Origin of the sequence: Nocardioides alkalitolerans DSM 16699, from assembly GCF_000426525.1 — a bacterium.
Classification (GTDB): domain Bacteria; phylum Actinomycetota; class Actinomycetes; order Propionibacteriales; family Nocardioidaceae; genus Nocardioides; species Nocardioides alkalitolerans.
The window spans coordinates 54,849-80,357 of the sequence record NZ_AUFN01000012.1; the positions used below are offsets into that span (position 1 = coordinate 54,849).

The window sequence follows — 25,509 nt, forward strand, 5'->3', positions numbered from 1 at the left end:
CCCGCGCGGCTCACCAGCCCCGGGCGCGCCACTCCGCGAGGTGCGGACGCTCCGCGCCGAGCGTGGAGTCGTTGCCGTGGCCGGGGTAGAACCACGTGCTGTCCGGGAGCGTGCCGAACACCTTGTTCTCGACCTCGTCGACGAGCATCGCGAACGCGTCCGCGTCGCCGAAGGTGCTGCCCACGCCGCCGGGGAAGAGGGAGTCGCCCGTCCACAGGTGCGGGGTGCCCGAGCGGTCGTCGTACACGAGGGCCACGGAGCCGGGGGTGTGGCCGGCCAGCGCGATGACGCCGAGGTCGAGCTTCCCGACGTGCAGCACGTCGCCGTGCTGGAGGCGCCGGCTGACGGGCACGCCCGTCTGCTCCGTCACCGCGTCGGCGTCGGCCGCGCCCACGAACGTGGCGGCACCCGTGGCCCGGACGACGTCGGCCAGGGCCCGGTGGTGGTCCCAGTGCTGGTGGGTCGTGACGACGGCGTCGAGGCCGTTCTCGCCGATGAGCGGCAGCAGCCGCTCGGGCTCGGCCGCGGCGTCGACGAGCACCTGCGAGCCGGTGGCCGTGCAGCGCAGGAGGTAGGCGTTGTTCGACATCTTCGGGTCGACGGCGACCTTGGTGATCGTGAGTCCCGGCAGCTCCCGCACGTCGGGGGCCCCGCCCGGGGCGACCTCGCCGGTGTAGGGCGGGCGGCCGGCGGCGGTGTCGGTGGAGGTCATGCTCGTGATGCTAGGCACCCGCATGCCGGTGGCGCACCTGGGCACCTCCCCTTGTCCGCGCGTGCGAAACTGGACAGCTGTGCGAGGAGTTGAATTTCCTCCGCACGTGCCGAACACTTGTTCGACGGCTGCGTTCCGCGGCACCACCGACCTCTTCGACGAAGGACCACTGTGGCCGACCAGCTGATCATCCGTGGCGCCCGTGAGCACAACCTCAAGGACGTCTCGGTCGACCTGCCCCGCGACAGCCTCATCGTGTTCACGGGCCTCTCGGGCTCGGGCAAGTCGAGCCTCGCGTTCGACACGATCTTCGCCGAGGGCCAGCGCCGCTACGTCGAGTCGCTGTCGGCGTACGCCCGGCAGTTCCTCGGCCAGATGGACAAGCCCGACGTCGACTTCATCGAGGGCCTCTCGCCCGCGGTCTCGATCGATCAGAAGTCGACCTCGCGCAACCCGCGCTCGACGGTCGGCACCATCACCGAGGTCTACGACTACCTCCGCCTGCTCTACGCCCGCGCCGGCAAGCCGCACTGCCCCGTCTGCGGCTCGGCCATCGAGCGGCAGACGCCCCAGCAGATCGTCGACAAGGTGCTGACGTTGGAGGAGGGCCGCCGCTTCCAGGTGCTGGCCCCGATGATCCGGGGCCGCAAGGGCGAGTACGTCGACCTCTTCCGCCAGCTGCAGACGCAGGGCTTCTCGCGGGCCCGGGTCAACGGCGAGACGCACTCGCTCGACGAGCCGCCGACCCTCGACAAGCAGAAGAAGCACACGATCGAGGTCGTGGTCGACCGCCTGGCCGTCAAGGCGTCGGCGAAGCGCCGGCTCACCGACTCGGTCGAGACCGCGCTCGGTCTCGCGGGCGGCCTCGTCCTCCTCGACTTCGTCGACCTCGACGACGACGACCCGGGCCGCGAGATGCGGTTCTCCGAGAAGATGGCGTGCCCCAACGAGCACACCATCGAGCTCGACGAGCTCGAGCCGCGCTCGTTCTCGTTCAACGCCCCGTTCGGCGCGTGCCCCCAGTGCGCCGGCCTCGGCACCCGCATGGAGGTCGACCCCGAGCTCGTCGTGCCCGACCCGACGGCGACCCTGGGGGAGGGCGCCCTCGCGCCGTGGACGGGCGCGCACGTCGCCGACTACTTCCTCCGCCTGCTCGGCGCCCTGGGCGACGAGATGGGCTTCGACCTCAACACCCCGTGGGACGAGCTGCCGCAGCGCGCCCGCAAGGCGATCCTCGACGGCCACGGCACGAAGGTGCACGTGCGCCACCGCAACCGCTACGGCCGGGAGCGGTCCTACCACGCGGAGTTCGAGGGCGTGCGCGCCTACGTGTCGCGCCGTCACCGGGAGGCGGAGTCCGACACGAGCCGCGAGCGGTTCGAGGGCTTCATGCGCGAGGTCGCCTGCCCGACCTGCAACGGTGCCCGCCTCAAGCCGGTGGTGCTGGCCGTGACCCTCGGCGGCCGCAACATCGCCGAGGTCTGCGCGATGCCGATCAACGAGTCGTTCGACTTCCTCGCCGCGCTCGAGCTGGGCACGCGGGAGAAGCAGATCGCGGCCAACGTGCTCAAGGAGATCCAGGAGCGGCTGCGCTTCCTGCTCGACGTGGGCCTCGACTACCTCTCGCTCGACCGGCCCTCCGGGTCGCTCTCGGGCGGCGAGGCGCAGCGCATCCGGCTCGCCACGCAGATCGGTGCCGGGCTGGTGGGCGTGCTGTACGTGCTCGACGAGCCGTCCATCGGCCTGCACCAGCGCGACAACCAGCGCCTCATCGAGACGCTGGTGCGCCTCAAGAACCTCGGCAACACCCTCATCGTCGTCGAGCACGACGAAGACACGATCAAGGTGGCCGACTGGGTCGTCGACGTCGGCCCGGGCGCCGGCGAGCACGGCGGCCAGATCGTCCACTCGGGCAGCGTGCAGGGCCTCTACGACCACCCGGACTCGATCACGGGCCAGTACCTCTCCGGCCGCCGCGAGATCCCGGTCCCCGCCGTACGACGCCCGCGCACCCGCGGTCGCGAGCTGACGGTCGTCGACGCGCGGGAGAACAACCTGCGCGGCGTCGACGTGACGTTCCCGCTCGGCATGTTCGTCGCCGTCACGGGGGTCTCGGGCTCCGGCAAGTCGACGCTGGTCAACGACATCCTCTACACGTCGCTGGCGAAGCAGATCTACAACGCGAAGACGGTCCCGGGGCGCCACCGCCGCATCACCGGCACGGAGCACGTCGACAAGGTCATCCACGTCGACCAGTCGCCGATCGGTCGCACCCCGCGGTCCAACCCCGCGACCTACACGGGCGTGTTCGACCACGTGCGCAAGCTGTTCGCCTCGACCCCCGAGGCGAAGGTGCGCGGCTACCTGCAGGGCCGCTTCTCGTTCAACGTCAAGGGAGGCCGCTGCGAGGCGTGCTCGGGCGACGGCACGATCAAGATCGAGATGAACTTCCTGCCCGACGTCTACGTGCCGTGCGAGGTCTGCCACGGCGCCCGCTACAACCGCGAGACGCTCGAGGTGCACTACAAGGGCAAGACCATCGCCGAGGTCCTCGACATGCCGATCGAGGAGGCGGTGGAGTTCTTCGCCGCCGTGCCGGTGATCAACCGCCACCTCAAGACGCTGGTCGAGGTCGGTCTCGGCTACGTGCGCCTGGGCCAGCCCGGCACCACGCTGTCGGGCGGCGAGGCCCAGCGGGTGAAGCTCGCGACGGAGCTGCAGCGCCGCTCGACGGGGCGCACGGTCTACGTGCTCGACGAGCCGACGACCGGTCTGCACTTCGAGGACATCCGGCGCCTGCTCATCGTGCTCGACCGGCTGGTCGACCAGGGCAACACCGTGCTCGTCATCGAGCACAACCTCGACGTCATCAAGACCGCGGACTGGCTCGTCGACATGGGCCCGGACGGCGGCTCGCGGGGCGGCACCGTCGTCGCCGAGGGCACGCCGGAGCACGTCGCCGGTGTGGAGGCGAGCCACACGGGCCAGTTCCTGAAGACGCTGCTCGCCGGCAAGGAGGCGACGGCCTCCGCCGACGTCGACCCGCCGGCCCCGGTCGAGCGCATCCCGATGAGCAAGGCGGCCAAGAAGGCGGCGGCGAAGAAGGCGGCCGCGGCCGAGGACGCGGCCGTGCTGGCGCGGGCCGCGGAGGCAGCGACGACCCCGGCGAAGAAGACCGCCAAGAAGACTGCGAGGAAGACCGTGAAGAAGGCCACTTCGGCGAAGGGGACGACGGCCCGCAAGGCCGCCGCGTCCACGACCACCGCGGGGCGGGCATGAGCGGCGTGGGCGGGCTCGGCCGTCGGCGCTTCGTGCAGGTGGCCGCCGGTACGACGGTCATGGTCCCCCTGCTCGGCGCCTGCGGCGGCGAGGAGGAGGTCTCGGCTCCCCAGGGGGCCCGCGGCGAGGCGATCGTGCCCGCGGCCGAGGTGCCGGTCGGCGGCGGCGTCATCGTCGACGGTGATCCCGCTGTCGTCGTGACGCAGCCGGAGGAAGGAACGTTCAAGGCGTTCTCGGCGATCTGCACGCACCAGGGCTGCACCGTGACGAACGTCGACACGGAGATCGTCTGCCAGTGCCACATGAGCCGGTTCACGCTCACCGACGGCGCCGTGGTGTCGGGTCCGGCCGACGAGCCCCTGCCGTCGGTCGAGGTCATGCTCGACGGCGACCAGGTCGTGTTCGCCTGAGCGCCGTACCGGTCCCCACTGTCGGCCCCGCACACCTCGGTCGCTGTCGGCGCCCGCACGTAGGGTCGTAGACGTGCCGGACCCGCTCACCTACCGCCCCGCGCCGGGCTCGATCCCGACGCAGCCCGGCGTCTATCGGTTCCGCGACCCGAAGCACCGCGTGGTCTACGTCGGCAAGGCCAAGAACCTCCGCGCGCGCTTGTCGTCGTACTTCCAGGACCTGGCGAACCTGCACCCCCGCACGGCCACGATGGTCACCACGGCCGCCAGCGTCGAGTGGACGGTCGTGGGCACCGAGGTCGAGGCGCTCCAGCTGGAGTACTCCTGGATCAAGGAGTACGACCCGCGCTTCAACGTGAAGTACCGCGACGACAAGTCCTACCCGTGGCTCGCCGTCACCGTGTCCGACGAGTTCCCCCGCGTGACCGTCGGTCGCGGCGCGAAGCGCAAGGGCACCCGCTACTTCGGTCCCTACAGCCATGCCTGGGCGATCCGGGAGACGGTCGACACGCTGCTGCGCGTGTTCCCGATGAGGTCCTGCAGCAACGGCGTGTTCAAGCGGTCGCAGCAGGTGGGGCGGCCCTGCCTGCTCGGCTACATCGACAAGTGCGCGGCGCCCTGCGTGGGCAACGTGAGCCCCGACGAGCACCGGGCCATCGTCGACGACTTCTGCGCGTTCATGGGCGGCCAGACCGCGGCGTTCACGAAGCGCATCGAGCGCGAGATGTACGCCGCGAGCGAGGCCATGGAGTTCGAGCGCGCGGCCCGGCTGCGCGACGACCTCGGAGCCCTCGAGCGGGCGCTCGAGAAGCAGGCGGTGGTGTTCGGCGACGGCACCGACGCCGACGTCGTCGCCCTGGCGGAGGACCCGCTCGAGGTGGGCGTCCAGATCTTCCACGTGCGCGGCGGCCGCATCCGCGGCCAGCGCGGGTGGGTCGCCGACCGCATGGACGAGGGCGGCACCCCCGAGCTGGTCGAGGGCTTCCTGCTCCAGCTGTACGCCGGCGACCGCGGCGACGCGATCCCCCGCGAGGTGCTCGTGCCCGAGCTGCCGCCCGACGTCGCCACCGTCGAGGCGCTCCTCACCGAGCTGCGCGGCAGCCGCGTGACCATCCGGGTGCCGCAGCGCGGCGACAAGCGTGCCCTCCAGGAGACGGTGGCCCGCAACGCCCAGCAGTCGCTGGCGCTGCACAAGACCAAGCGGGCGAGCGACCTCACCACCCGCAACCGGGCGCTGGAGGAGATCCAGCAGGCGCTCGAGCTGTCCGACGTGCCGCTGCGCATCGAGTGCTACGACGTCTCCAACCTGCAGGGCACCGAGGTCGTCGCGTCGATGGTGGTGTTCGAGGACGGGCTGGCCCGCAAGGGCGAGTACCGGCGCTTCGTCATCAAGGGCGTCGAGGGCCAGAACGACGTCGCGTCCATGCACGAGGTGATCACGCGGCGCTTCCGTCGGCTGCTCGACGAGCAGGCCACCAGCGAGATCAAGCCGGGCGACGAGACCTCCGGTCCGATGCTCGTCGACCCCGACACCGGGCGCCCCCGCAAGTTCGCCTACGCCCCGGGGCTGGTGGTCGTCGACGGCGGTCCGCCGCAGGTCGCCGCGGCCCAGGCGGCGCTCGACGGCCTGGGCATCGACGACATCCCCGTGGTGGGTCTCGCCAAGCGGCTCGAGGAGGTGTGGGTGCCGGGGGAGGAGGACCCGGTGATCCTGCCCCGCACCAGCGAGGGTCTCTACCTGCTCCAGCGCATCCGCGACGAGGCCCACCGCTTCGCGATCAACCACCACCGCTCGCGACGTTCGAAGTCGATGGTCGAGAGCGTGCTCGACGACGTGCCCGGCCTCGGCGAGGTGCGTCGCAAGAGCGTGATCAAGCACTTCGGCTCGCTGAAGAAGCTGCGCGCCGCCGAGGTCGACGAGATCGCGATGGTGCCCGGCGTGGGGCCGGCCACGGCCGCGGCCATCAAGGACGCGTTGGCCGCGGACGACGCGCGCGGTCGCGCGAGCGGCAAGAATGTCCGGGTCAACACCGCGACGGGCGAGATCGAGGAGAGCTGAGTGAGCGAGCAGACGCAGGGCCCGCGGAGCACGCCGACGACCGACGGGGCGACCACGCCCAGCGGCGCGACCGCGCCCACCGTGCTCCCGGCCGGGTCCGGGCAGCTCGTCGTCGTCACAGGCATGACCGGTGCCGGTCGCAGCACCGCGGCGAAGGAGCTCGAGGACCTCGGCTTCTACGTGGTCGACAACCTGCCGCCGACGCTGCTGCGCGACGTGGTGCGTCTCGTCGACGAAAACCGGGGCTCGCAGCAGCCGATCGCCGTCGTCGTCGACGTCCGGTCGGGCTCCTTCTTCGACACCCTCCAGGTCAACCTGGCCGAGGGAGCGACGGGCCGCCAGGCGACGCTCGTCTTCCTCGAGGCCTCCGACGAGGTGCTCGTCCGACGCCAGGAGGCCGCGCGCCGTCCGCACCCGCTCCAGGGCAGCGACCGGCTGCTCGACGGCCTGCACCGCGAGCGCAAGGTCCTGGCGGCGCTGCGCGCCGAGGCCGACCTGGTGATCGACACCAGCAGCCTCAACGTCCACCAGCTCACGAAGCGGGTCGCGCAGGCGTTCGGCACTCCCGACACCATGCGCCTCAAGGTGCGGGTCGTCAGCTTCGGGTTCAAGTACGGCATCCCGGTCGACGCCGACTACCTCGCCGACATGCGCTTCCTGCCCAACCCCCACTGGGTGCCCGAGCTGCGGGCGCTGACCGGCCAGGACGACGACGTGGCGGCCTACGTGAAGGGGCGGCCGGGGGCCGAGGAGTTCCTCGAGCAGTTCCTGCCCGTGCTGGAGACCGTCGCCGAGGGCTACCTGGCGGAAGGCAAGCGCTTCATGACGATCGCGGTCGGCTGCACCGGGGGCAAGCACCGGAGCGTCGCGATGACCGAGGAGATCGCGGCCCGGCTGCGCGCGCGGGGGTACGACGTGCGCGCCACCCACCGCGACCTCGGACGCGAGTGACCCGCCGTACGCCCGCCGGCCCGTCCCTCGGACCGGCGCCGGCGCTGCTGCCCGACGTCGCGGTCGTCGCCCTCGGCGGCGGCCACGGCCTGCACGCCTCCCTCTCGGCGCTCCGCCGGGTCGTGGGCGACCTGACGGCGGTCGTCACGGTCGCCGACAACGGCGGCTCGTCCGGACGGCTGCGCGGCGAGTTTGGCGTCCTGCCTCCCGGCGACCTGCGGATGGCCCTGGCGGCGCTCTGCGGCGACGACGACTGGGGCCGCACGTGGGCCGACCTCCTGCAGCACCGGTTCGCCGGCGACGGCGACATGCACGGCCACGTGGTGGGCAACCTCCTGATCGTCGGGCTGTGGGAGCAGCTCGGCGACCACGTGCGTGCCCTGGACTGGGTGGGCCGCCTCCTCGGCGCCCAGGGCCGGGTGCTCCCGATGGCGGTGACCCCGATGGACATCACGGCCGACGTGCGCGGGGCCGACCCGTCGGCCCCCGACGACGTACGACGCGTGCGCGGCCAGGTCGAGGTGGCGAGCACCGCCGGCCGCATCGTCGGCATCCAGCTCGACCCCGAGCACCCCGAGGCCTGTCCCGAGGCCCTCGCGAGCGTCGGCGCCGCCGACTGGGTCGTGCTGGGGCCGGGCTCCTGGTACACGTCGGTGATCCCGCACCTGATGGTGCCCGACCTGCGTCGTGCCCTCGTCCAGACGCCCGCCCAGGTGGCGGTGGTGCTGAACCTCGAGGGCCAGCCGGGCGAGACGGCGGGCTACGGCCCGGAGGACCACCTGGCCGCGCTGCTCGAGCACGCGCCCGACCTCCGCGTCGACGTCGTGGTGGCCGACCCGGCGACCGTGGCCGACGCGGCGGCCCTCGACCGCCTCGAGCGCCTGGTGGCCGACGTCGGCGCCCGGCTCGAGGTCGCGCCGGTGGCGGTCGGCGACGGCACCCCGCGCCACGACCCGCGGCGCCTGGCCGAGGTGTTCGCCCGGGTGATGGGCCCGGCCACCTCCTGAGCCGTCGTCGTCGGCTCCGTGGTGCAGACCACGGGCCTCCGTGCGAGGCGGAGGATCGTTGACCGCCGTGGCAAGATGCGCCCCATGGCGATGACGGCTCAGGTGAAGGCGGAGCTCTCGAACACGCACATCACCAAGACGTGTTGCCGCAAGGCCGAGGTGGCGTCGCTGCTGAGGTTCGCCGGCGGCCTCCACATCGTCGCCGGACGCATCGTCGTCGAGGCCGAGCTCGACACCGGGGCAGCCGCCCGACGCCTCCGCAAGGACGTCAAGGAGGTCTACGGCCACGACTCCGACGTGGTGCTGGTGCAGGGCAACGGCATCCGCAAGGGCAGCCGCTACCTCGTGCGCGTGGTGAAGGACGGCGAGGCACTGGCGCGGCAGACGGGCCTCCTCGACGCCCGTGGCCGCCCGGTCCGGGGCCTCCCTCCCCAGGTCGTCTCCGGGGGTGGCTGCGACTCCGTCGCCGCGTGGCGCGGCGCGTTCCTGGCCCACGGCTCGCTCACCGAGCCCGGCCGGTCGTCCTCGCTCGAGGTCACGTGCCCGGGCCCCGAGGCCGCCCTCGCGCTCGTCGGGGTGGCCCGTCGGCTGGGCATCCAGGCGAAGGCCCGCGAGGTGCGCGGCGTCGACCGCGTCGTCGTGCGCGACGGTGACGCCATCGGCGCGCTGCTGACGCGGCTCGGTGCCCACGAGGCGCTGATGGCGTGGGAGGAGCGGCGGATGCGCCGCGAGGTCCGTGCGACCGCCAACCGCCTCGCCAACTTCGACGACGCGAACCTGCGCCGGTCCGCGCGCGCTGCCGTCGCCGCGGGTGCGCGCGTCGAGCGCGCGCTGGAGATCCTGGCCGAGGAGGTGCCCGACCACCTCAAGCTGGCCGGCCACCTGCGCCTCGAGCACAAGCAGGCGTCGCTGGAGGAGCTGGGCCAGCTGCACGAGCCCGTGCTGACGAAGGACGCCATCGCGGGCCGCATCCGCCGTCTCCTCGCGATGGCCGACAAGCGCGCGGAGGAGCTGGGCATCCCCGACACGGAGTCGTCGCTGACGCCCGACATGCTGGCCGAGGAGGCCTGACCGTCCGCTCGACCGAGAGGCGGCCCCCGGGCCGGCTACGGACGGGTACGGACGGGACCCTCGAGGTCCACGGGGTGCGCGGTAGGGTGCCGAACGGCAGCCGCCACGAACCAGGTGCACACCTCTAGGAGTCGAGAAGCAGTGACTGTTCGCGTTGGAATCAACGGCTTCGGCCGCATCGGCCGCAACTTCTTCCGGGCCGTCCGCGCCTCGGGCGCCGACATCGAGATCGTCGGTGTCAACGACCTGACCGACAACTCGGTCCTGGCCCACCTGCTCAAGTACGACTCGATCCTCGGGCGCCTCGACGCCGAGGTGTCGTCGACCGAGTCCGCGATCGTCGTCGACGGTCGCGAGATCCACGCGTTCGCCGAGCGCAACCCGGCGGACCTGAAGTGGGGCGAGCTCGGGGTCGACGTCGTCGTCGAGTCCACCGGCTTCTTCACGGACGCCACGAAGGCCAAGGCGCACATCGACGCCGGCGCCAAGAAGGTCATCATCTCGGCCCCCGCCTCGAACGAGGACATCACGATCGTGATGGGCGTCAACCACGAGCTGTACGACCCGGCGTCGCACCACGTGATCTCCAACGCGTCGTGCACGACGAACTGCCTCGGCCCGATGGCCAAGGCGCTCCACGAGGAGTTCGGGATCGTCAAGGGCCTCATGACGACGATCCACGCCTACACGGCCGACCAGAACCTGCAGGACAACATCCACAAGGACCTGCGTCGCGCCCGCGCCGCCGCGCTCAACATCGTCCCGACCTCGACGGGTGCGGCCAAGGCCATCGGCCTCGTGCTCCCCGAGCTCAAGGGCAAGCTCGATGGCTACGCGCTGCGCGTGCCCGTCCCGACCGGCTCCGCCACCGACCTCACCTTCGAGGCCGGCCGCGAGACGACGGTCGAGGAGGTCAACGCGGTGATCGAGGAGGCCGCCGACGGTCGCTTCCTCAAGTACTCCACCGCCCCGATCGTGTCCTCGGACATCGTCACCGACCCGGCGTCGTGCATCTTCGACGCGCCGCTCACCAAGGTGATCGGCAACCAGGTCAAGGTCGTCGGCTGGTACGACAACGAGTGGGGCTACTCCAACCGCCTCGTTGACCTGATCGGCCACGTCGGCACCAGCCTCTGATGGCGGTTCTCGACGGCACCCTGGGCGCCCTCGGCGACGTCCAGGGCAAGCGGGTGCTGGTCCGGTCCGACCTCAACGTGCCGCTCGACGGCACGACGATCACCGACGACGGTCGCATCCGCGCCAGCGTCCCGACCATCCAGGCGCTCGCGGGTGCGGGCGCCCGGGTGGTCGTGACGGCGCACCTCGGTCGGCCGAAGGGAGCGCCGGACCCGGCGTACTCGCTCGGTCCCGTCGCCGCCCGCCTGGGCGAGCTGCTCGGCGCCCCGGTCGCCTTCGCCACCGACACGGTGGGGGAGAGCGCCCAGGGCGTCGTCGCCGGCCTGGCCGACGGTGACGTCGCGGTGCTGGAGAACGTCCGCTTCAACGCGGGCGAGACCAGCAAGGACGAGACGGAGCGCGGTGCGTTCGCCGACCAGCTCGCGGCCCTCGCCGACGCGTTCGTCTCCGACGGCTTCGGCGTCGTCCACCGCAAGCAGGCGAGCGTGTACGACGTGGCGCAGCGCCTGCCGCACGCCATGGGCACCCTCGTGGGCACGGAGATCGACGTCCTGCGTCGCCTCACCGAGAACCCCGAGCGTCCGTACGTCGTCGTGCTCGGCGGGTCGAAGGTCTCCGACAAGCTCGGCGTGATCGACAACCTGCTGGGCAAGGCCGACAAGCTGCTCATCGGCGGCGGCATGGTCTTCACCTTCCTCAAGGCCCAGGGCCACGAGGTGGGACGCAGCCTGCTCGAGGACGACCAGCTCGACGTCTGCCGCGAGTACCTGCGGCGCGCGGAGGAGTCGGGCGTCGAGATCCTCCTGCCGTCCGACATCGTCGTCGACAGCGAGTTCCCGACGGGCGCGACCGACCCCGACCCGATCGTGGTCCCGGCGTCGAACATCCCGGCGAGCACGCTCGGTCTCGACATCGGGCCCGACTCGGCCGCGACGTTCGCGGCGGCCCTGGCCGACGCGCGGACGGTGTTCTGGAACGGACCCATGGGCGTGTTCGAGGTGCCGGCCTTCGCGGGCGGCACCCGGGCGGTCGCCGAGGCGCTCACGAAGGTCGACGGCCTCACGGTCGTCGGCGGTGGCGACTCGGCCGCGGCCGTCCGCACGCTCGGCTTCGACGAGGCGGCCTTCGGCCACATCTCGACGGGCGGGGGCGCGAGCCTCGAGTACCTGGAGGGCAAGGAGCTCCCCGGCGTGAAGGTTCTGGAGGACTGATGGCCGCGAAGAAGCAGGGCCGCACGCCGCTCATGGCGGGCAACTGGAAGATGAACCTGAACCACCTCGAAGGGGTGGCGCTGGTCCAGAAGCTCGCCTGGACGCTGTCGGACAAGAAGCACGACTACGACAAGGCCGAGGTCGTCGTCGTCCCGCCGTTCACCGACCTGCGGTCCGTGCAGACGCTCGTCGACGGTGACCGGCTGAAGATCAAGTACGGCGCCCAGGACGTCTCGACGCAGGACTCGGGCGCGTACACGGGCGAGATCTCCGCGGGGATGCTCGCGAAGCTCGGCTGCTCGTACGTCGTGGTGGGCCACTCGGAGCGGCGTGAGTACCACGCCGAGTCCGACGCCGTCGTCAACGCCAAGGCGGTCAAGGCGCTCGCGGCCGGCATCACGCCGATCGTCTGCGTCGGCGAGGGCCTGCCCGTCCGCCAGGCGGGCGAGCACGTCGCCCACACGCTCGCGCAGGTCGAGGGCTCGCTCGCGGGCTTCACGGCCGAGCAGGTCGCCGGCCTGGTCGTCGCCTACGAGCCCGTCTGGGCCATCGGCACGGGCGAGGTCGCGACGCCGGAGGACGCGCAGGAGGTGTGCGCGGCGATCCGTGCCCGCATCCGCGAGCTCCACGGCGACGCGGCGGCCGACGGTGTCCGCGTGCTGTACGGCGGGTCCGTCAAGGCGGGCAACATCGCCGGCATCATGGTCAAGGACGACGTGGACGGCGCCCTCGTCGGGGGTGCCAGCCTGCAGGCCGACGAGTTCGGCGGCGTCTGCCGGTTCTACGACATGCCGGTTCTCTGACCCAGCTCCGCAGGAGGTGGTCGGGCAGCGCGTGTGCGCTGCCCGACCACCACCGCTCGTGACGTAAGGTTGCCCACCGTGACACTCCTCTTCACCATCGTGCTGATGGTCACCAGCGCTCTGATGATCCTGCTCGTGCTGCTGCACAAGGGTCGCGGTGGCGGTCTCTCCGACATGTTCGGTGGCGGCGTCTCGACCGGTCTCGGCGGTTCGTCGGTGGCCGAGCGCAACCTCGACCGCTACACCATCGGCATCGGCATCATCTGGTTCGCCAGCGTCATCGCCCTCGGGCTGCTCCTGGCCTACGACGGCCAGGTCTGAGGCCCCGATGGGCAGGAGCGGCGGCGCCGTCCGAGGCATGCGCATCGGTTCCGGACCGATGGGCGAGGCGGAGCGCGGCGAGGCAGCCCCTCGTCAGACCGTCACCTACTTCTGTGCGCACGACCACCGCTCGGTGATCACGTTCGCGATCGAGGCGGAGGCCCCGGCGTCCTGGGACTGCCCCAAGTGCGGCCTCCCCGCCAGCCTCGACTCGGAGAACCGACCGGCGGCACCGCGCAACGAGCCGTACAAGACGCACCTCGCCTACGTGAAGGAGCGCCGTTCCGACCAGGAGGCCCAGGTGCTCCTCGACGAGGCGGTCACGACGCTGCGCACGCGCCGGGCCAACGGCGACCTGATCTTCTGACGCCCTCGGCCGAGCTGTCGCGTCTGCACGCTCGGATCGTGTCGAGCTGTCGCGTCTGCACGCTCGGATCGTGTCGAGCTGTCGCGTCTGCACGCTCGGATCGTGCCGAGCTGTCGCGTCTGCACGATGTGGCGTAGGCGTGTCGCTCTATGCAGCTCGTCGTCCTGACCGAGCACGCGCCGCCACGAGCCCGTCGTCGATGATCCTCTCGATGTCACGCTCGGGCCCGTAGACGTTCTTCGCCCGGACCGGGGCCACCAGGTATCCGTGGTGCTCGGCCATCCAGGTCCGCCGTACCCGGTCGTGCTCGACCTGCTCGGCCGACGAGTGCCACTCCTCCCCGTCGTACTCGACCGCGAAGCGCACCGCCTTCCGGCCGAGATCCAGGCGTACGACGACCACGCCGACCTCGCGGATCTCGATCTGGAGGTCGGGAGGCTCGAGGCCCATGTCGATCCATCGCAGCCGACAGACCGATTCACCCGGCGACTCCGACCGCCCGTCGGCCAGCGGTGCGAGCTCACGGAGGTGGGTGATCCACCGTTCACCCCTGAACCGTTCCACCCCGTCGAGCAGCTCGTCCCTCGGGAAGACCCCCAGCCTGAGCATGGCGTCCAGACCGCTCAACGCGTGCTCGCGCTGACGGACCCTCCCGAGGTCCCACGCCGTACGCAGCGCGCTCGTGACCCTGAGCCCTTCGACGTCGACCACGTCACCGGCGGAGAAGGCCCGCTGACCGCTGTCGGCGAGGGTCGACCTGAGCCGCTCGTGACCCGCCGGACGGAACATTCGAATCGGCTGCAGCTCGAGGTGCTCGTTCGGCGCGAGCACCATCGGTGCACCATGGAGCCAGGCCGCGTGGCGGTCGCAGACGATCGCATCCGGGGGCACGACGAGGGCGAGGCTCTGCACCCTGAGATGCGTGCTGTCGGGAACCTGGGCGGCGACGTAAACGCCCTTCACCACACGGCGGAGATGGCCCGAGCGGACGAGCTGAGTCAGCCAGGAGCGCGGGATGCCTTCCCGCCGCGCAGCCTGCGGCGTGAACGGCGACGTCACGGGCATCGGGAAGCTGTCGTCGAGCAGGGGCGCGGACTGGAGAGCGTGGAGAGCCATGCCCACAGGCTGCGCAAGGCAGGCAGCGCCGACACCAGGAGTTCACGGGCTGTGGACAACTCCCCGGAGGCCGGTGCAGACCCGACAACTCGGCACCGCTGGACCGTGCAGACCCGACAACTCGGCACCGCTGGACCGTGCAAACCCGACAACTCGGGCCGGATCAGGGTGAGAGCAGGCTGGCCGCTGCCTCGTCGAGCCACCACACGGTGTCGTCGTGGCCGCGCACGCCGACCGCGGGGATCGCGCTCGCGTCGGCGGGCTCGGGGTGCGTCGCCGTACCGCCCCAGGCCTGCGCCACCGCGTCGGCCTTGCCGTCGCCGCTCACGAGGAACCACACCGCCGACGCGTGGTTGAGGGCCTCGAAGGTGAGGGTGACACGCTCCGCCGGGGGCTTGGGGGAGTCGGTGACCGCGACGGCGATCGCGTCGGTGGCCTCCAGCTGCGGGTAGCCCGGGAAGAGCGAGGCGACGTGTCCGTCGGGCCCGACGCCGAGCATGAGCACGTCGAACCGTCCACCGCCGTGGGCGCGCAGGGCAGCGCCGTACGCCGCTGCGGCCTCCTCGACCGAGGCGGCGTCGTCGGACGACGGCACCTCGTGGACCTGGGTCGCGCCCACCGCGTCGAGGAACGCTGCCCGCGCCTGGCCGGCGTTGCGCTCGGGTGAGTCCGCCGCGACGAAGCGCTCGTCGCCGAACCAGAACACGACCCGGGCGAAGTCGACGCCGGCATCCGACGCGAGCCGGGCGACCTCGCGGTGGATCGCCTCGGCGATGGTTCCCCCCGTCAGGCCGACATGGGGCTCTCGCCCCTCGGCCTGGACGGCGGCGAGCCGCTCGAGGAGAGCGGTCGCCACCGTCGCCGCCAGGGCGCCGGCGTCGGGAGAGACCTCGCGACGCGGCGCGGTCACGGCGCCAGCGCCTGGCGGACCGTCGCCAGGCCGTTCGGCGACGTCACGTGCAGCCGGAGCACCGGGCGGCCCTTGTCGGCAAGCACCTGGCCGTCACCGACCGCCTGCGCGGTGATGAACTCGCCGAGGGTGAACGGGCGGTCCGGCACGGCGAGGTCCTCCGCGGGCGTCCCCGTGATCTGCAGGTAGACCCCGGTGTCGGGGCCACCCTTGTGGTACTGCCCGGTCGAGTGCAGGAACCGGGGTCCCCAGCCGAAGGTAACCGGCCGCTCCGTGCGCACCGCGAGGCCGCCCCGCACCTCGGCCAGGTCCGCGTCGCGGAACCGGTCGAGGTAGGCCTGCACCGCGACGTATCCCGTGACGCCGTCGAGGTGCGCCAGGAGCGCGCTCACGGCACCGTCGACCGACCCGACGCCCGCCGGCAGCCAGCCGGGGGAGGCGAAAACGGTCACGTCGCCGATCTCGAACGCGGGCGAACGCTCATCGCCCCCGCCGTCGAGCATGCTCCGCGCAGCGGCCTTGGCGCTCTCGACGTCGGGCTGGTCGAACGGGTTGATGCCGATGACGCGGCCGGCCGTGACCGTGGCGTACTCCCACAGCAGCATCTGGGCACCGAGCGAGGCGTCCACCGCGGCGCCCCAGCCGGAGGCCGGGGGACGGGTGTCGAACACGAGGTCCGGACCGAACGACACCAGCACCTCGTCCCGGGTGCTGGGCGCGAAGTTGGGCGCATCGACGGACTCGACGACCACGGGCAGGATGCCCTTGCCGTGCTTGCCCGTGGACTCGGCGACGAGCTGCTCGATCCAGTCGCCCAGGCCCGGGTAGGACGACCCGGCCGACGCGAGCACGAGCTTGTCGACGCCCTCGAGGTTGGCCGCGCCGAGCAGGCCGCCGAGCCGCAGCCCGGGGTTGTCGACCGAGTCCTCCTCGAGCGCGGGGCGGATCGCCTCGGCCTCCTCGAGCAGGCCGCCGATGTCGGCCCCGGCGAGACCCGACGGCACGAGGCCGAACGCCGTGAGGGCCGAGTAGCGACCGCCGACCGTCGGGTCGGCCACGAACACGCGGTAGCCGGCCTCCGTGGCGGACTCGAACAGGGGCGAGCCCGGGTCGGTGACGACGACGATGCGGCCGACGGGGTCGATGCCGGCGTCGCGGAACGCCTGCTCGTAGACCCGCTTCTGGCTGTCGGTCTCGACGGTGCCGCCCGACTTGGACGACACGACGACGACGGTCTCGGAGAGCCGGTCACCCACGAAGGAGCGGACGAAGTCGGGGTCGGACGAGTCCAGCACCCCGAGGTCGACACCCGCGGCGCCGCAGATGACCTCGGGCGCCAGCGACGAGCCCCCCATGCCGCACAGCACGACGCGCGTGACACCGGCGGAGCGGAGCTCCTCGCGGAGCGCCTCGATCTGCGGCACCAGCTCGCGGGAGGCGGTGCTCAGCGCCACCCAGCCGAGCCGCTTGGCCGACTCCTCCTCCGCCTCGGGACCCCACAGCGTGGCGTCCTTCGCGGCGATCCGCGACGCGACGCGGTCCGTGGCGAGCTCGCCGACCACCTCGGCGAGGCGGGCCTCGTCGCGGTAGCCGAACGTGAGGTCGTACGTCGTGCCGGTCGCCCTGCTCCAGTCCGTCATCGTCGCGCCCGTCAGGACTTCGCGCCGTCGAGCTGGCCCTGGACCGTCTCCAGCAGCTCGTTCCAGGAGGTGACGAACTTGTCGACGCCCTCCTTCTCGAGCACGGAGATCACGTCGTCGTAGTCGACGCCCGCGGCGGCGATGGCGTCCATGACGGCCTTCGCGTCGTCGTACCGGGTGGTGACGAGGTCACCCTCGACCTCACCGTGGTCGGCGAAGGCGTCCATCGTCTTCTCCGGCATCGTGTTGACGGTGTCGCCGACGACGAGGTCGGTGACGTACATCGTGTCGCGGTAGTCCGGGTTCTTGACGCCCGTCGACGCCCACAGCGGGCGCTGGCGGTGGGCGCCGGCCGCGGCGAGCGCCTCCCAGCGCTCCCCGGTGAAGAACTCCTCGAACGCCTGGTAGGCGAGGCGGGCGTTCGCGACGCCGGCCCGGCCGAACAGCTCCTTGTCGGCGTCGGCCTTCTCGAGGCGCTTGTCGATCTCGCTGTCGACACGGGAGACGAAGAACGACGCGACCGAGTGGATCTTCGAGAGGTCGTGGCCGTTCGCCCGGGCCTTCTCGAGGCCCGTGACGTAGGCCTCCATGACGGCGCGGTAGCGCTCGAGGCCGAAGATCAGCGTCACGTTGACCGAGATGCCCTCACCGAGGGTGTCGGTGATCGCGGGCGCGCCCTCCGTGGTGGCCGGGATCTTGATCATCGCGTTGGGGCGGTCGACGGTGGCCCACAGCTCCTTCGCCGAGGCGAAGGTGGCGTCGGTGTCGGAGGCGAGGTCGGGGGAGACCTCGATGGACACGCGCCCGTCCTGACCGCCCGAGGCCTCGTAGACCGGGGCGAGCACATCGCACGCGTCGCGCACGTCGGTGGTCGTCAGTGCGAACACGGTGGTGTCGACGTCGGCGCCCTCGGCGGCGAGCTGGCGGACCTGCTCGTCGTACCGCTCCCCGTCGGAGAGGGCGGACGCGAAGATCGACGGGTTGGTGGTGACGCCCACCACCGACTTCTCCTTCACGAGCTCGGCGAGGTTGCCGGTCTCGATGCGCTCGCGCGAGAGGTCGTCGAGCCAGATGGACACACCCGCGTCAGCGAGTGCCTTGAGACGGTCGGACATTGCTGCCTCCTGGATGGGGTGCGGACGTGCAGATGGGGGGCCGGGCCGTGAGCCCGACGGGTCAGCCCTGGACGGTGACGAGGCTGTCCTTCGCCGCGTTGACCACGGCCTCGGTGGTGAAGCCGTACTCCTCGAAGAGGCGCTCGGCCGACGCGCTGGCGCCGTACGTCTCGATCGAGACGACCTTGCCGTGGTCGCCCACGAGACGCCACCACGGCATCGCGATGCCGGCCTCGACGGCGACGCGCGCCTTCACGGTGGGCGGGATCACGCTCTCCTGGTAGGCGACGTCCTGGGCGGCGAACCACTCCAGGCACGGCGCGGAGACCACGCGGGCGCGCACGCCGTCCTCGGCGAGGCGCTCGGCCGCGGCGACGACCAGCTGGACCTCGGAGCCGGTGGCGACGAGCACGACGTCGGGCTGACCGCCGCCCTCGACGTCCTTGAGGATGTAGGCGCCGCGGGCGACGCCGTCGGTGGTCGCGAAGCCGTCCTCGCCGCGCGGGAAGACCGGCAGGTTCTGGCGCGACAGCGCCAGGGCGGCCGGACGGTCGTCGTGGCCCAGGATCGCGGCCCAGGCGGCGGCGGTCTCGTTGGCGTCGGCGGGGCGCACGACGTCCAGGCCCGGGATCGCGCGCAGCGCGGCGAGGTGCTCGATCGGCTGGTGGGTCGGGCCGTCCTCGCCGAGACCGATGGAGTCGTGGGTCCAGACGTACGTCACGGGCAGCTTGCTGAGCGCCGCCACCCGGACCGCGCCCCGCATGTAGTCGGAGAACGTCATGAACGTGCCGCCGAAGACGCGGGTCAGGCCGTCGGCCGCGATGCCGTTCATGATCGCGCCCATGCCGTGCTCACGGATGCCGAAGTGCAGCACGCGGCCGGCGAACGGGTCGCCGGTCCAGTCGCGCGTCGAGCGCGACGCGGGGATGAACGACGGGGCGTCGGAGATGGTGGTGTTGTTCGAGCCGGCGAGGTCGGCCGAGCCGCCCCACAGCTCGGGCATGATCGGCGCGAGCGCGTTGATGACCTTGCCCGACGCGGCACGGGTGGCGACGCCCTTCGGGTCGGCCGGGAACGACGGCAGCGCGTCGACCAGGCCCTCGGGCAGGTCGTGCGCCTTGAGGCGGTGGAGCAGCTTCTCGAGCTCGGGGTTGGCCTCCGCCCAGGCGGCGTACTTCTCGTCCCACTCGCGGCCCCAGGCGGCGCCCTTCTCGGAGAGGGCCCGGGTGTGCTCCAGCACGTCGGTCGGCACCTGGAACTTCTGCTCGGGGTCCCAGCCGAGGATCGTCTTCGTGGCGGCGACCTCGTCGTCGCCGAGCGCGCTGCCGTGGGCCTTCTCGGTGCCCTGCGCGTTCGGGGCGGGCCAGGCGATGATCGTGTCGAGCACGATGAGCGACGGCTGGTCGGTGACGCCTCGCGCGGCCTGGACGGCGTCGTACAGCGCGGGCACGTCCTCCTCGTAGTGGTCGCCGCCGTTGGTCCAGTCGACGGTCTGCACGTGCCAGCCGTAGGCCTCGTAGCGCTTCGCGACGTCCTCGTTGAACGCCACGTCGGTGTCGCCCTCGATGGAGATGCGGTTGCGGTCGTAGATCACGACGAGGTTGCCGAGCTGCTGGGTGCCGGCGATCGAGCTGGCCTCGCCGCTGACGCCCTCCTGCAGGTCGCCGTCGGAGCAGATCGAGTAGACGTGGTGGTCGAAGAGGCTCTCGCCGGCCGCGGCCTCGGGGTCGAGGATGCCGTGCTGGCGGCGGGCGGCCATCGCGATGCCCACGGCGTTCGCGACGCCCTGGCCGAGCGGGCCGGTGGTGACCTCGACGCCGGCGGTGTGGCCGTACTCCGGGTGGCCCGGGGTCTTCGAGCCCCAGGTGCGCAGGGCCTTCAGGTCCTCGATCTCCAGGCCGAAGCCGCCGAGGAAGAGCTGCGTGTAGAGCGTGATGCTCGAGTGACCGGCGGAGAGGACGAAGCGGTCGCGCCCGATCCAGCTCGGGTCGGACGGGTCGTGGCGCATGACCTTCTGGAAGAGCAGGTACGCCGCCGGGGCCAGGCTCATCGCCGTGCCGGGGTGGCCGTTGCCGACCTTCTGGACGGAGTCCATCGCCAGGACGCGGGCGGTGTCCACCGCCTTGCGGTCGAGGTCGGTCCAGTCCAGCTTCGTCTCGGTCACGAGGATCCTCTCGGGGGGTGCGGGGTGGTGACGCTGCGGTCGGATTGCCGGCACCAGGGCGGTACCCGTCGTCGTGACGGGCCACCGGTGGGGCGCACCGACGGGTGATGCCGAGCCTACTGGTGGCAAGGTCTAGACTCGACCCCGCATTCGACCCGTTCGCCCACTGGACCCCACCCGGGGATCCGGCCGGGCGCAGCCCTCCTGAGGACCTACGTGACGTACACCGGCCAGTCGGCCTCCTCCGCCTCTCGCGCGGGCGGGTCGACCGACGGAACGGACGCCCACACCTCCACCGAACCGGGGCATCCCGTGACCGACGACCACCGCTCCGACGAGCGTGCCCACGACGCTGCCCACGGTCGCCACGACCTGCCGGCGGCCCCCCTCGCGGCGGGCGTCGAGGAGACCGCCGACGACCTCGGCGTGCGCGACGAGCCCGCTCCGAGCGGCAAGCCGTCGTTCCGGGACGTCGTCGCGGCGTACGTCGGCCTCACCAAGCCGCGGGTCATCGAGCTGCTGCTGCTCACCACGGTCCCCGTGATGTTCTTCGCCGCCCGCGGCGTGCCCCCGCTCGGCCTCGTGCTCGCCACGGTCGTCGGCGGTGCCCTCTCGGCCGGCTCCGCGTCGGTGCTCAACTGCGTCTACGACCGCGACATCGACGAGCAGATGCGGCGCACCCGGCGACGGGCCCTGCCCCGCCACATCGTTACGCCCCGCGCGGCGCTCGTCTTCGGTCTCACGCTCGGCGTCGTCTCGACCGTCGTGCTGTTCGTGTGGGTCAACCCGCTCTCCGCCGCGCTCTCGGTGACCGCGAACGCGTTCTACGTGCTCGTCTACACGATGGTGCTCAAGCGCCGCACGACCCAGAACATCGTCTGGGGCGGCGCGGCCGGCTGCTTCCCCGCGCTCATCGGCTGGACCGCCGTGACCAACGAGCTCGCGTGGGCGCCCGTCATCTGCTTCCTGGTCGTCTTCTTCTGGACGCCCCCGCACACCTGGGCGCTCGCACTGCGCTACCGCGAGGACTACGCGAACGTCGCCGTCCCGATGCTGCCGGTCGTCGCGCCCGCGAACGTCGTGGCCCGCCAGATCGTCCTCTACTCCTGGGTGATGGCCGGCGTCTCGCTGCTGCTGTGGCCGGTCGCCGACACGGGCCTGTTCTACCCGGTCGCCGCCGTCGTGCTCGCCGCCGTCTTCCTCGTCGAGGCCCACCGCATGTGGGCCCGCTCGCGCGGCACGGAGGACCTCGGCGTCATCAAGCCGATGCGCCTCTTCCACACGTCGAACCTGTACCTGTCGCTGCTGTTCGTCGCCATCGCGATCGACCCGCTGCTGCCCTTCTGAGGCAGCGGCGGCCCGGCGTCAGGCAGGCGTCGTACGACGCGTGGCTCGCACCAGCACCCACGCCAGGCAGGCGGAGCAGACGCCCGCGCCGACGAGGTGGATCGCCACGAGCACCTCGGGCAGCCCGGTGAAGTACTGCGTGAGGCCCACGGCCCCCTGCGCCACCAGCACGCCCAGCAGGACGACGACGGCCCGCACGAGGCGCGCGTCGCCGCTGCGGCGGGCGACCACGAGGGCCAGCCCCGTGAGCGCGACGAGCACGTACACCGACGCCGCGTGCACGTGCGAGAAGAGCTGCGGGTCGAGCCCCGTGCGGGGCGAGTTCACGTCACCGGCGTGGGGACCGCTGCCGGTCACCACCGTGCCGAGGTAGAGCGCGACCCACCCGGAGACGAAGACGGCGAGCGCCGTGCGTCGTACGACGGGCGCGTGGGGCGGCTGGACGGTCCCGGCGTCCGGGTGGCGCAGGAGATCGAGCAGGCGCACGCAGAGCGCCACGATCGCCAGCGACACGAGCAGGTGGAACGCGACGATCCACGGGTTGAGGTCGGTGAGCACCGTCACGCCCCCGATCAGGGCCTGGGCGGGGATCCCGAGACCGATGACGAAGGCCACCTTCGCGGCGCGGCGGCGACGGGCGCGCCAGGCCGCGAGGAAGGTGAGCAGCGCGATCAGCGCCAGCGCGAAGGTGAGCAGGCGGTTGCCGAACTCGATCGCGCCATGGATGCCCAGGCTGCCGTGCGGCACGTACGACTCGTCGGTGCACCGCGGCCAGGTGGGGCACCCGAGCCCCGAGCCCGTGAGGCGCACGACGCCACCGGTCAGCACGATCGCGATGTTCGCGACGAGGTTGGCGATCGCCAGGGGCACGAGCCCCCGAGCGGCGGCGGCGTCGACGCGGTCCAGGAAGGTCGGACCACCCGGGCCGGCGCTCGGACGGTCGCGGCGCTCGGTGGTGGACGAGGTCATGCGGTCACTCCCAGCGGAACAGACGGGTGGCGGCGGTGGCGCCGAGGAGCGCCCAGACGACGAGGACGAGAAGCGGACCGGCGGCGAGCGAGCCGTCGACCAGGGCCGCGCGGAAGGCGTCGCCGAGCGCGGCCGACGGCAGCACCGCCAGCAGCTCGCCGACCCCACCGTACGACGAGCGGGGCAGCAGCACCGCACCGCCGACGAGCAGCAGCAGGTAGACCAGGTTGGCGATCGCCAGCGTCGCCTCGGCGCGCAGCGTCCCGGCCAGCAGGAGGCCCAGCGAGGCGAAGGCCGCGGTGCCCAGCACGGCGGCGAGCAGGGCGAGCGGCAGGGCGACCCAGCCGCCCGACGGGCTCCAGCCGAGCGCCAGGGCCACGGCCACGAGGACGACGGCCTGCACGACCTGGACCGTGAGCACCGCCCCGATCTTGCCGAGCAGGAGGCCCGAGCGGGGGAGCGGCGACGCCCCCAGGCGTTTGATCAGGCCGTAGCGCCGCTCGAAGCCGGTGGCGATCGCGAGCGAGGTGAAGGCGGTCGACATCACCGCGAGGGCCAGCACGCCGGGCGTCAGCACGTCGACCGCCCGGCCGTCGAGCTCGATCCCGCCGCGCTCCGCGCCGACGACCCCGCCGACGAGGGCGAGGATCGGGATGACGAGCGCGACCAGCAGCTGCTCGCCGTTGCGGAGCATCAGCCGCGTCTCCATGCGCGCCTGGGCGCGCACCTGCCGCAGGTACGGCGCGGCGCCGGGCGCCGGGGAGAACGGGCTGGTCACCGCGCCGGGACCACCGGACGCGGGGGTCATCGGGCCGTCTCCAGGGCCTCGTCGCCGAGCTCGCGCCCGGTGAGCTGGAGGAAGACGTCCTCGAGAGTGCGCTGGCCCAGCGAGAGCGACTCGGGCAGCACCCCGTGACGCTCGCACCAGGCGGAGACGACCGCGAGGGTGGACGCGTCGGCAGGCCCGGTGATGAGCAGGCTCTGCGGACCGATGGCCGTCACCTCCGTCGCGGGGCCGAGCGCCTCCTGCAGCGACGCGGGGGCCTCGGGCGGGAAGGGCTCGGTCACGACGAGGCGGATCGTCGACGCGCCGGTGGCCCGGGTCAGCTCGAACGGGGAGCCGCTGACGACGAGCCGACCGTGGTCGATGACGTGCACCTGGTCGGCCAGGTGCTCGGCCTCGTCCATGTAGTGGGTGGTGAGCACGGTGGTGACGCCGGCGTCGCGCATCTCCTCGAGCAGCTCCCACGTCGTGCGCCGCACGGCGGGGTCCATGCCCGCGGTCGGCTCGTCCACGAAGAGCAGCTCGGGTCGGCCGACCAGCGCCATGGCGAGACCGAGGCGCTGCTGCTGGCCGCCCGAGAGCCTCCGGTACGGCGTGCGCCCGCACTCGCCGAGGCCGAGGCGGTCGACGAGCATGGCGACGTCGAGGGGGTGGGCGTGCAGCGACGCCATGTGGCGGAGCATCTCGTCGGCGCGGACGCCGGACCAGGCGCCACCGGCCTGCAGCATGACGCCGATGCGGGGGAGGAGGGCGCGCCGCTCGCGGACCGGGTCGAGGCCGAGGACGCGGACGGTGCCCTCCTGGGCGCGGCGGTAGCCCTCGCAGGTCTCCAGCGTTGTCGTCTTGCCGGCGCCGTTGGGTCCGAGCACCGCGGTGATGGAGCCGGTGGCGACGGTGAGCGAGAGGCCGTCCACCGCGGCGGTCCCGCCGTACCGCATCACCAGGCCGTCGATCTCGACGGCGGGAGCAGGGGCGGGCACCGGGCAAGTGTAGGAGCCGAGGGGTTGTGGTCGGGCCCCAGCCTCGGCAGGGTGGAGCAGGACCGTGGTGGGCGCCCGCACGGCGCACCACCGACCTCGCCACGACCCTTCTCGGGAGTCCTCATGAGGAAGCGCACCATCCTGCCCACCCACCCGTCGAGCAGTCCCGCCGAGGTCCCGCCGCCGGGCCCGTGCTCCTGCGGCGACCACGGCCCCGCTCCCGACGCCGGCCGGGCGGGGTCCGTCCGGCCCCTGACCCGCCGGGGGCTCCTCACTGGGGCCGCCCGCGTCGGCAGCGCCGCCGTGGCCGTCTGGGCGGGAGGCCGCCTCCTGGCTCCGTCTCCTGCCTTCGCCGTCGCCATCATGAACCCCTTCGCGGGCTACGCGGTGACCGGCACGTGGGCCGAGCACCTGGCCCGGGGGTCCAGCGGGGGCATCGACTACGGCATGGGCGTCGGTACGGCGCTGCCCGCCTCCGCGGGCGGCACGATCGGCAACATCCCCGAGAACGGCACGGGTGGCCACACGGTCACCATCACGCACGCGGACGGCTGGAAGACCCAGTACATGCACCTCTCGGCGTTCAGCCGGAGCAACGGCGAGACCGTGGCCCAGGGCGACGTCGTCGGTCTCTCCGGCGGCGCACCGGGCGCACCGGGGTCGGGCTCGTCGACCGGCCCGCACGTGCACTGGCACATGATCGACCCGTCCGGCGTCCGGCGGAACCCGCTCGAGCTGCTCGGCGGGGGAGGGGGCGGGGGCGGGCTCCCGAAGACCAGCACCGCCACCGACGGCGTCCCCGGCACGGTCTTCTGGCGGCGCGTCCAGAACGCGATGCGGATCGAGGAGGGGTATTCGGGCCCGATCGACGGGGACCCGGGCGTCCAGACGTGGTCGGCGCTGCAGCGGCACCTCGCCGCGCACCACGGGTACGGCGGGCCGATCGACGGGGTACCGGGGTCCCAGACGTACGCCGCGCTCCAGCGGCTCGCCGGCGCGCACGGCTACACGGGTCCCGTCGACGGGGCGATGGGACCGGAGTCCTGGCGGGGCGTGGCCCGCTGGGTGAACGCCGACTCCTACGACTGAGTCCGGCCGCGGCTCCCGGGTGCCCTGACCAGGCAGGAGGGTTAGGCCACCCTTGCTTGAACACACC

22 protein-coding genes are annotated in these 25,509 nt (G+C 72.3%); 13 read left to right on the forward strand and 9 right to left on the reverse strand.

What is annotated here, in order from left to right:
- Positions 1-10: 10 nt before the first annotated feature.
- Complete coding sequence (locus K329_RS0109965) at positions 11-712, reverse strand: MBL fold metallo-hydrolase (RefSeq protein ID WP_043642965.1); 702 nt, start codon at positions 710-712, stop codon at positions 11-13.
- 171 nt (positions 713-883) lie between these two features.
- Between K329_RS0109965 and uvrA the strand changes: the two genes are divergently transcribed.
- The 11 genes from uvrA (at position 884) to K329_RS0110020 (ending at position 13,328) form a co-directional block, all read left to right on the forward strand.
- Positions 884-3,991, forward strand: coding sequence for an excinuclease ABC subunit UvrA (gene uvrA, locus K329_RS25980; RefSeq protein WP_043642969.1), 3,108 nt, complete (start codon positions 884-886; stop codon positions 3,989-3,991).
- Positions 3,988-4,401: a Rieske (2Fe-2S) protein gene (locus tag K329_RS0109975; RefSeq protein WP_028472921.1), complete on the forward strand. Its 414-nt coding sequence runs from the start codon at positions 3,988-3,990 to the stop codon at positions 4,399-4,401. The genes uvrA and K329_RS0109975 overlap by 4 nt, the downstream gene beginning before the upstream one ends.
- Positions 4,402-4,474: 73 nt before the next feature.
- Positions 4,475-6,460 (forward strand): excinuclease ABC subunit UvrC, encoded by a 1,986-nt coding sequence (gene uvrC, locus K329_RS0109980; protein ID WP_028472922.1) that lies wholly within the window; start codon positions 4,475-4,477, stop codon positions 6,458-6,460.
- Positions 6,461-6,541: 81 nt separating this feature from the next.
- Entirely contained in the window at positions 6,542-7,411 is an 870-nt protein-coding gene (gene rapZ / locus K329_RS0109985; protein ID WP_028472923.1) for an RNase adapter RapZ, read from the forward strand.
- Positions 7,408-8,418 carry a gluconeogenesis factor YvcK family protein gene (locus tag K329_RS0109990; RefSeq protein ID WP_157571669.1) on the forward strand — a complete coding sequence of 337 codons (1,011 nt, stop codon included), beginning with the start codon at positions 7,408-7,410 and terminating at the stop codon, positions 8,416-8,418. Before rapZ ends, K329_RS0109990 begins: the two co-directional genes overlap by 4 nt.
- 84 nt (positions 8,419-8,502) lie before the next feature.
- Positions 8,503-9,489 carry a DNA-binding protein WhiA gene (whiA, locus tag K329_RS0109995; RefSeq protein WP_028472925.1) on the forward strand — a complete coding sequence of 329 codons (987 nt, stop codon included), beginning with the start codon at positions 8,503-8,505 and terminating at the stop codon, positions 9,487-9,489.
- Positions 9,490-9,630: 141 nt separating this feature from the next.
- Positions 9,631-10,626, forward strand: coding sequence for a type I glyceraldehyde-3-phosphate dehydrogenase (gene gap / locus K329_RS0110000; protein WP_028472926.1), 996 nt, complete (start codon positions 9,631-9,633; stop codon positions 10,624-10,626).
- Positions 10,626-11,837, forward strand: coding sequence for a phosphoglycerate kinase (locus K329_RS0110005; RefSeq protein WP_043642972.1), 1,212 nt, complete (start codon positions 10,626-10,628; stop codon positions 11,835-11,837). Before gap ends, K329_RS0110005 begins: the two co-directional genes overlap by 1 nt.
- Positions 11,837-12,640 (forward strand): triose-phosphate isomerase, encoded by an 804-nt coding sequence (tpiA, locus tag K329_RS0110010; protein ID WP_028472928.1) that lies wholly within the window; start codon positions 11,837-11,839, stop codon positions 12,638-12,640. Before K329_RS0110005 ends, tpiA begins: the two co-directional genes overlap by 1 nt.
- A gap of 78 nt (positions 12,641-12,718) precedes the next feature.
- Positions 12,719-12,961 carry a preprotein translocase subunit SecG gene (gene secG, locus K329_RS0110015; protein WP_028472929.1) on the forward strand — a complete coding sequence of 81 codons (243 nt, stop codon included), beginning with the start codon at positions 12,719-12,721 and terminating at the stop codon, positions 12,959-12,961.
- 7 nt (positions 12,962-12,968) lie between these two features.
- Positions 12,969-13,328, forward strand: a complete 360-nt coding sequence (locus K329_RS0110020; RefSeq protein ID WP_028472930.1) for an RNA polymerase-binding protein RbpA — start codon at positions 12,969-12,971, stop codon at positions 13,326-13,328.
- 147 nt (positions 13,329-13,475) lie between these two features.
- Here the strand turns inward: K329_RS0110020 and K329_RS25985 are convergent, their stop codons facing one another.
- The 5 genes from K329_RS25985 to tkt form a co-directional block, all read right to left on the reverse strand.
- Positions 13,476-14,444: a type IV toxin-antitoxin system AbiEi family antitoxin domain-containing protein gene (locus K329_RS25985; protein WP_052336691.1), complete on the reverse strand. Its 969-nt coding sequence runs from the start codon at positions 14,442-14,444 to the stop codon at positions 13,476-13,478.
- A 163-nt stretch (positions 14,445-14,607) separates the two neighbouring features.
- Entirely contained in the window at positions 14,608-15,354 is a 747-nt protein-coding gene (pgl, locus tag K329_RS0110030) for a 6-phosphogluconolactonase (RefSeq protein ID WP_028472931.1), read from the reverse strand.
- A complete protein-coding gene (locus K329_RS25990) occupies positions 15,351-16,994 on the reverse strand; it encodes a glucose-6-phosphate isomerase (protein WP_043642974.1) in 1,644 nt (547 codons plus the stop codon). Before K329_RS25990 ends, pgl begins: the two co-directional genes overlap by 4 nt.
- An 11-nt stretch (positions 16,995-17,005) precedes the next feature.
- A complete protein-coding gene (gene tal / locus K329_RS0110040; protein WP_028472932.1) occupies positions 17,006-18,109 on the reverse strand; it encodes a transaldolase in 1,104 nt (367 codons plus the stop codon).
- Between the two features lie 61 nt (positions 18,110-18,170).
- Complete coding sequence (gene tkt / locus K329_RS0110045) at positions 18,171-20,273, reverse strand: transketolase (RefSeq protein ID WP_028472933.1); 2,103 nt, start codon at positions 20,271-20,273, stop codon at positions 18,171-18,173.
- Between the two features lie 426 nt (positions 20,274-20,699).
- On the opposite strand from tkt, the gene K329_RS0110050 reads away from it, so the two are divergent.
- A complete protein-coding gene (locus tag K329_RS0110050; RefSeq protein ID WP_028472934.1) occupies positions 20,700-21,620 on the forward strand; it encodes a heme o synthase in 921 nt (306 codons plus the stop codon).
- An 18-nt stretch (positions 21,621-21,638) separates the two neighbouring features.
- Here K329_RS0110050 and K329_RS25995 read toward each other — a convergent pair whose 3' ends face one another.
- Genes K329_RS25995 through K329_RS0110065 form a run of 3 tightly spaced genes read right to left on the reverse strand, consistent with a single transcriptional unit; the run spans position 21,639 to position 24,353 of the window.
- Positions 21,639-22,589: a COX15/CtaA family protein gene (locus K329_RS25995; protein ID WP_043642976.1), complete on the reverse strand. Its 951-nt coding sequence runs from the start codon at positions 22,587-22,589 to the stop codon at positions 21,639-21,641.
- A 4-nt stretch (positions 22,590-22,593) separates the two neighbouring features.
- On the reverse strand, positions 22,594-23,397 hold the full coding sequence (locus tag K329_RS0110060) for an ABC transporter permease (RefSeq protein WP_052336693.1): 804 nt from the start codon (positions 23,395-23,397) through the stop codon (positions 22,594-22,596).
- On the reverse strand, positions 23,394-24,353 hold the full coding sequence (locus K329_RS0110065) for an ABC transporter ATP-binding protein (RefSeq protein ID WP_028472936.1): 960 nt from the start codon (positions 24,351-24,353) through the stop codon (positions 23,394-23,396). Before K329_RS0110065 ends, K329_RS0110060 begins: the two co-directional genes overlap by 4 nt.
- 123 nt (positions 24,354-24,476) lie before the next feature.
- Here K329_RS0110065 and K329_RS26000 point away from each other — a divergent pair, with 123 nt between their 5' ends.
- Positions 24,477-25,442, forward strand: coding sequence for a peptidoglycan DD-metalloendopeptidase family protein (locus K329_RS26000; RefSeq protein ID WP_084541180.1), 966 nt, complete (start codon positions 24,477-24,479; stop codon positions 25,440-25,442).
- Positions 25,443-25,509: the final 67 nt, after the last annotated feature.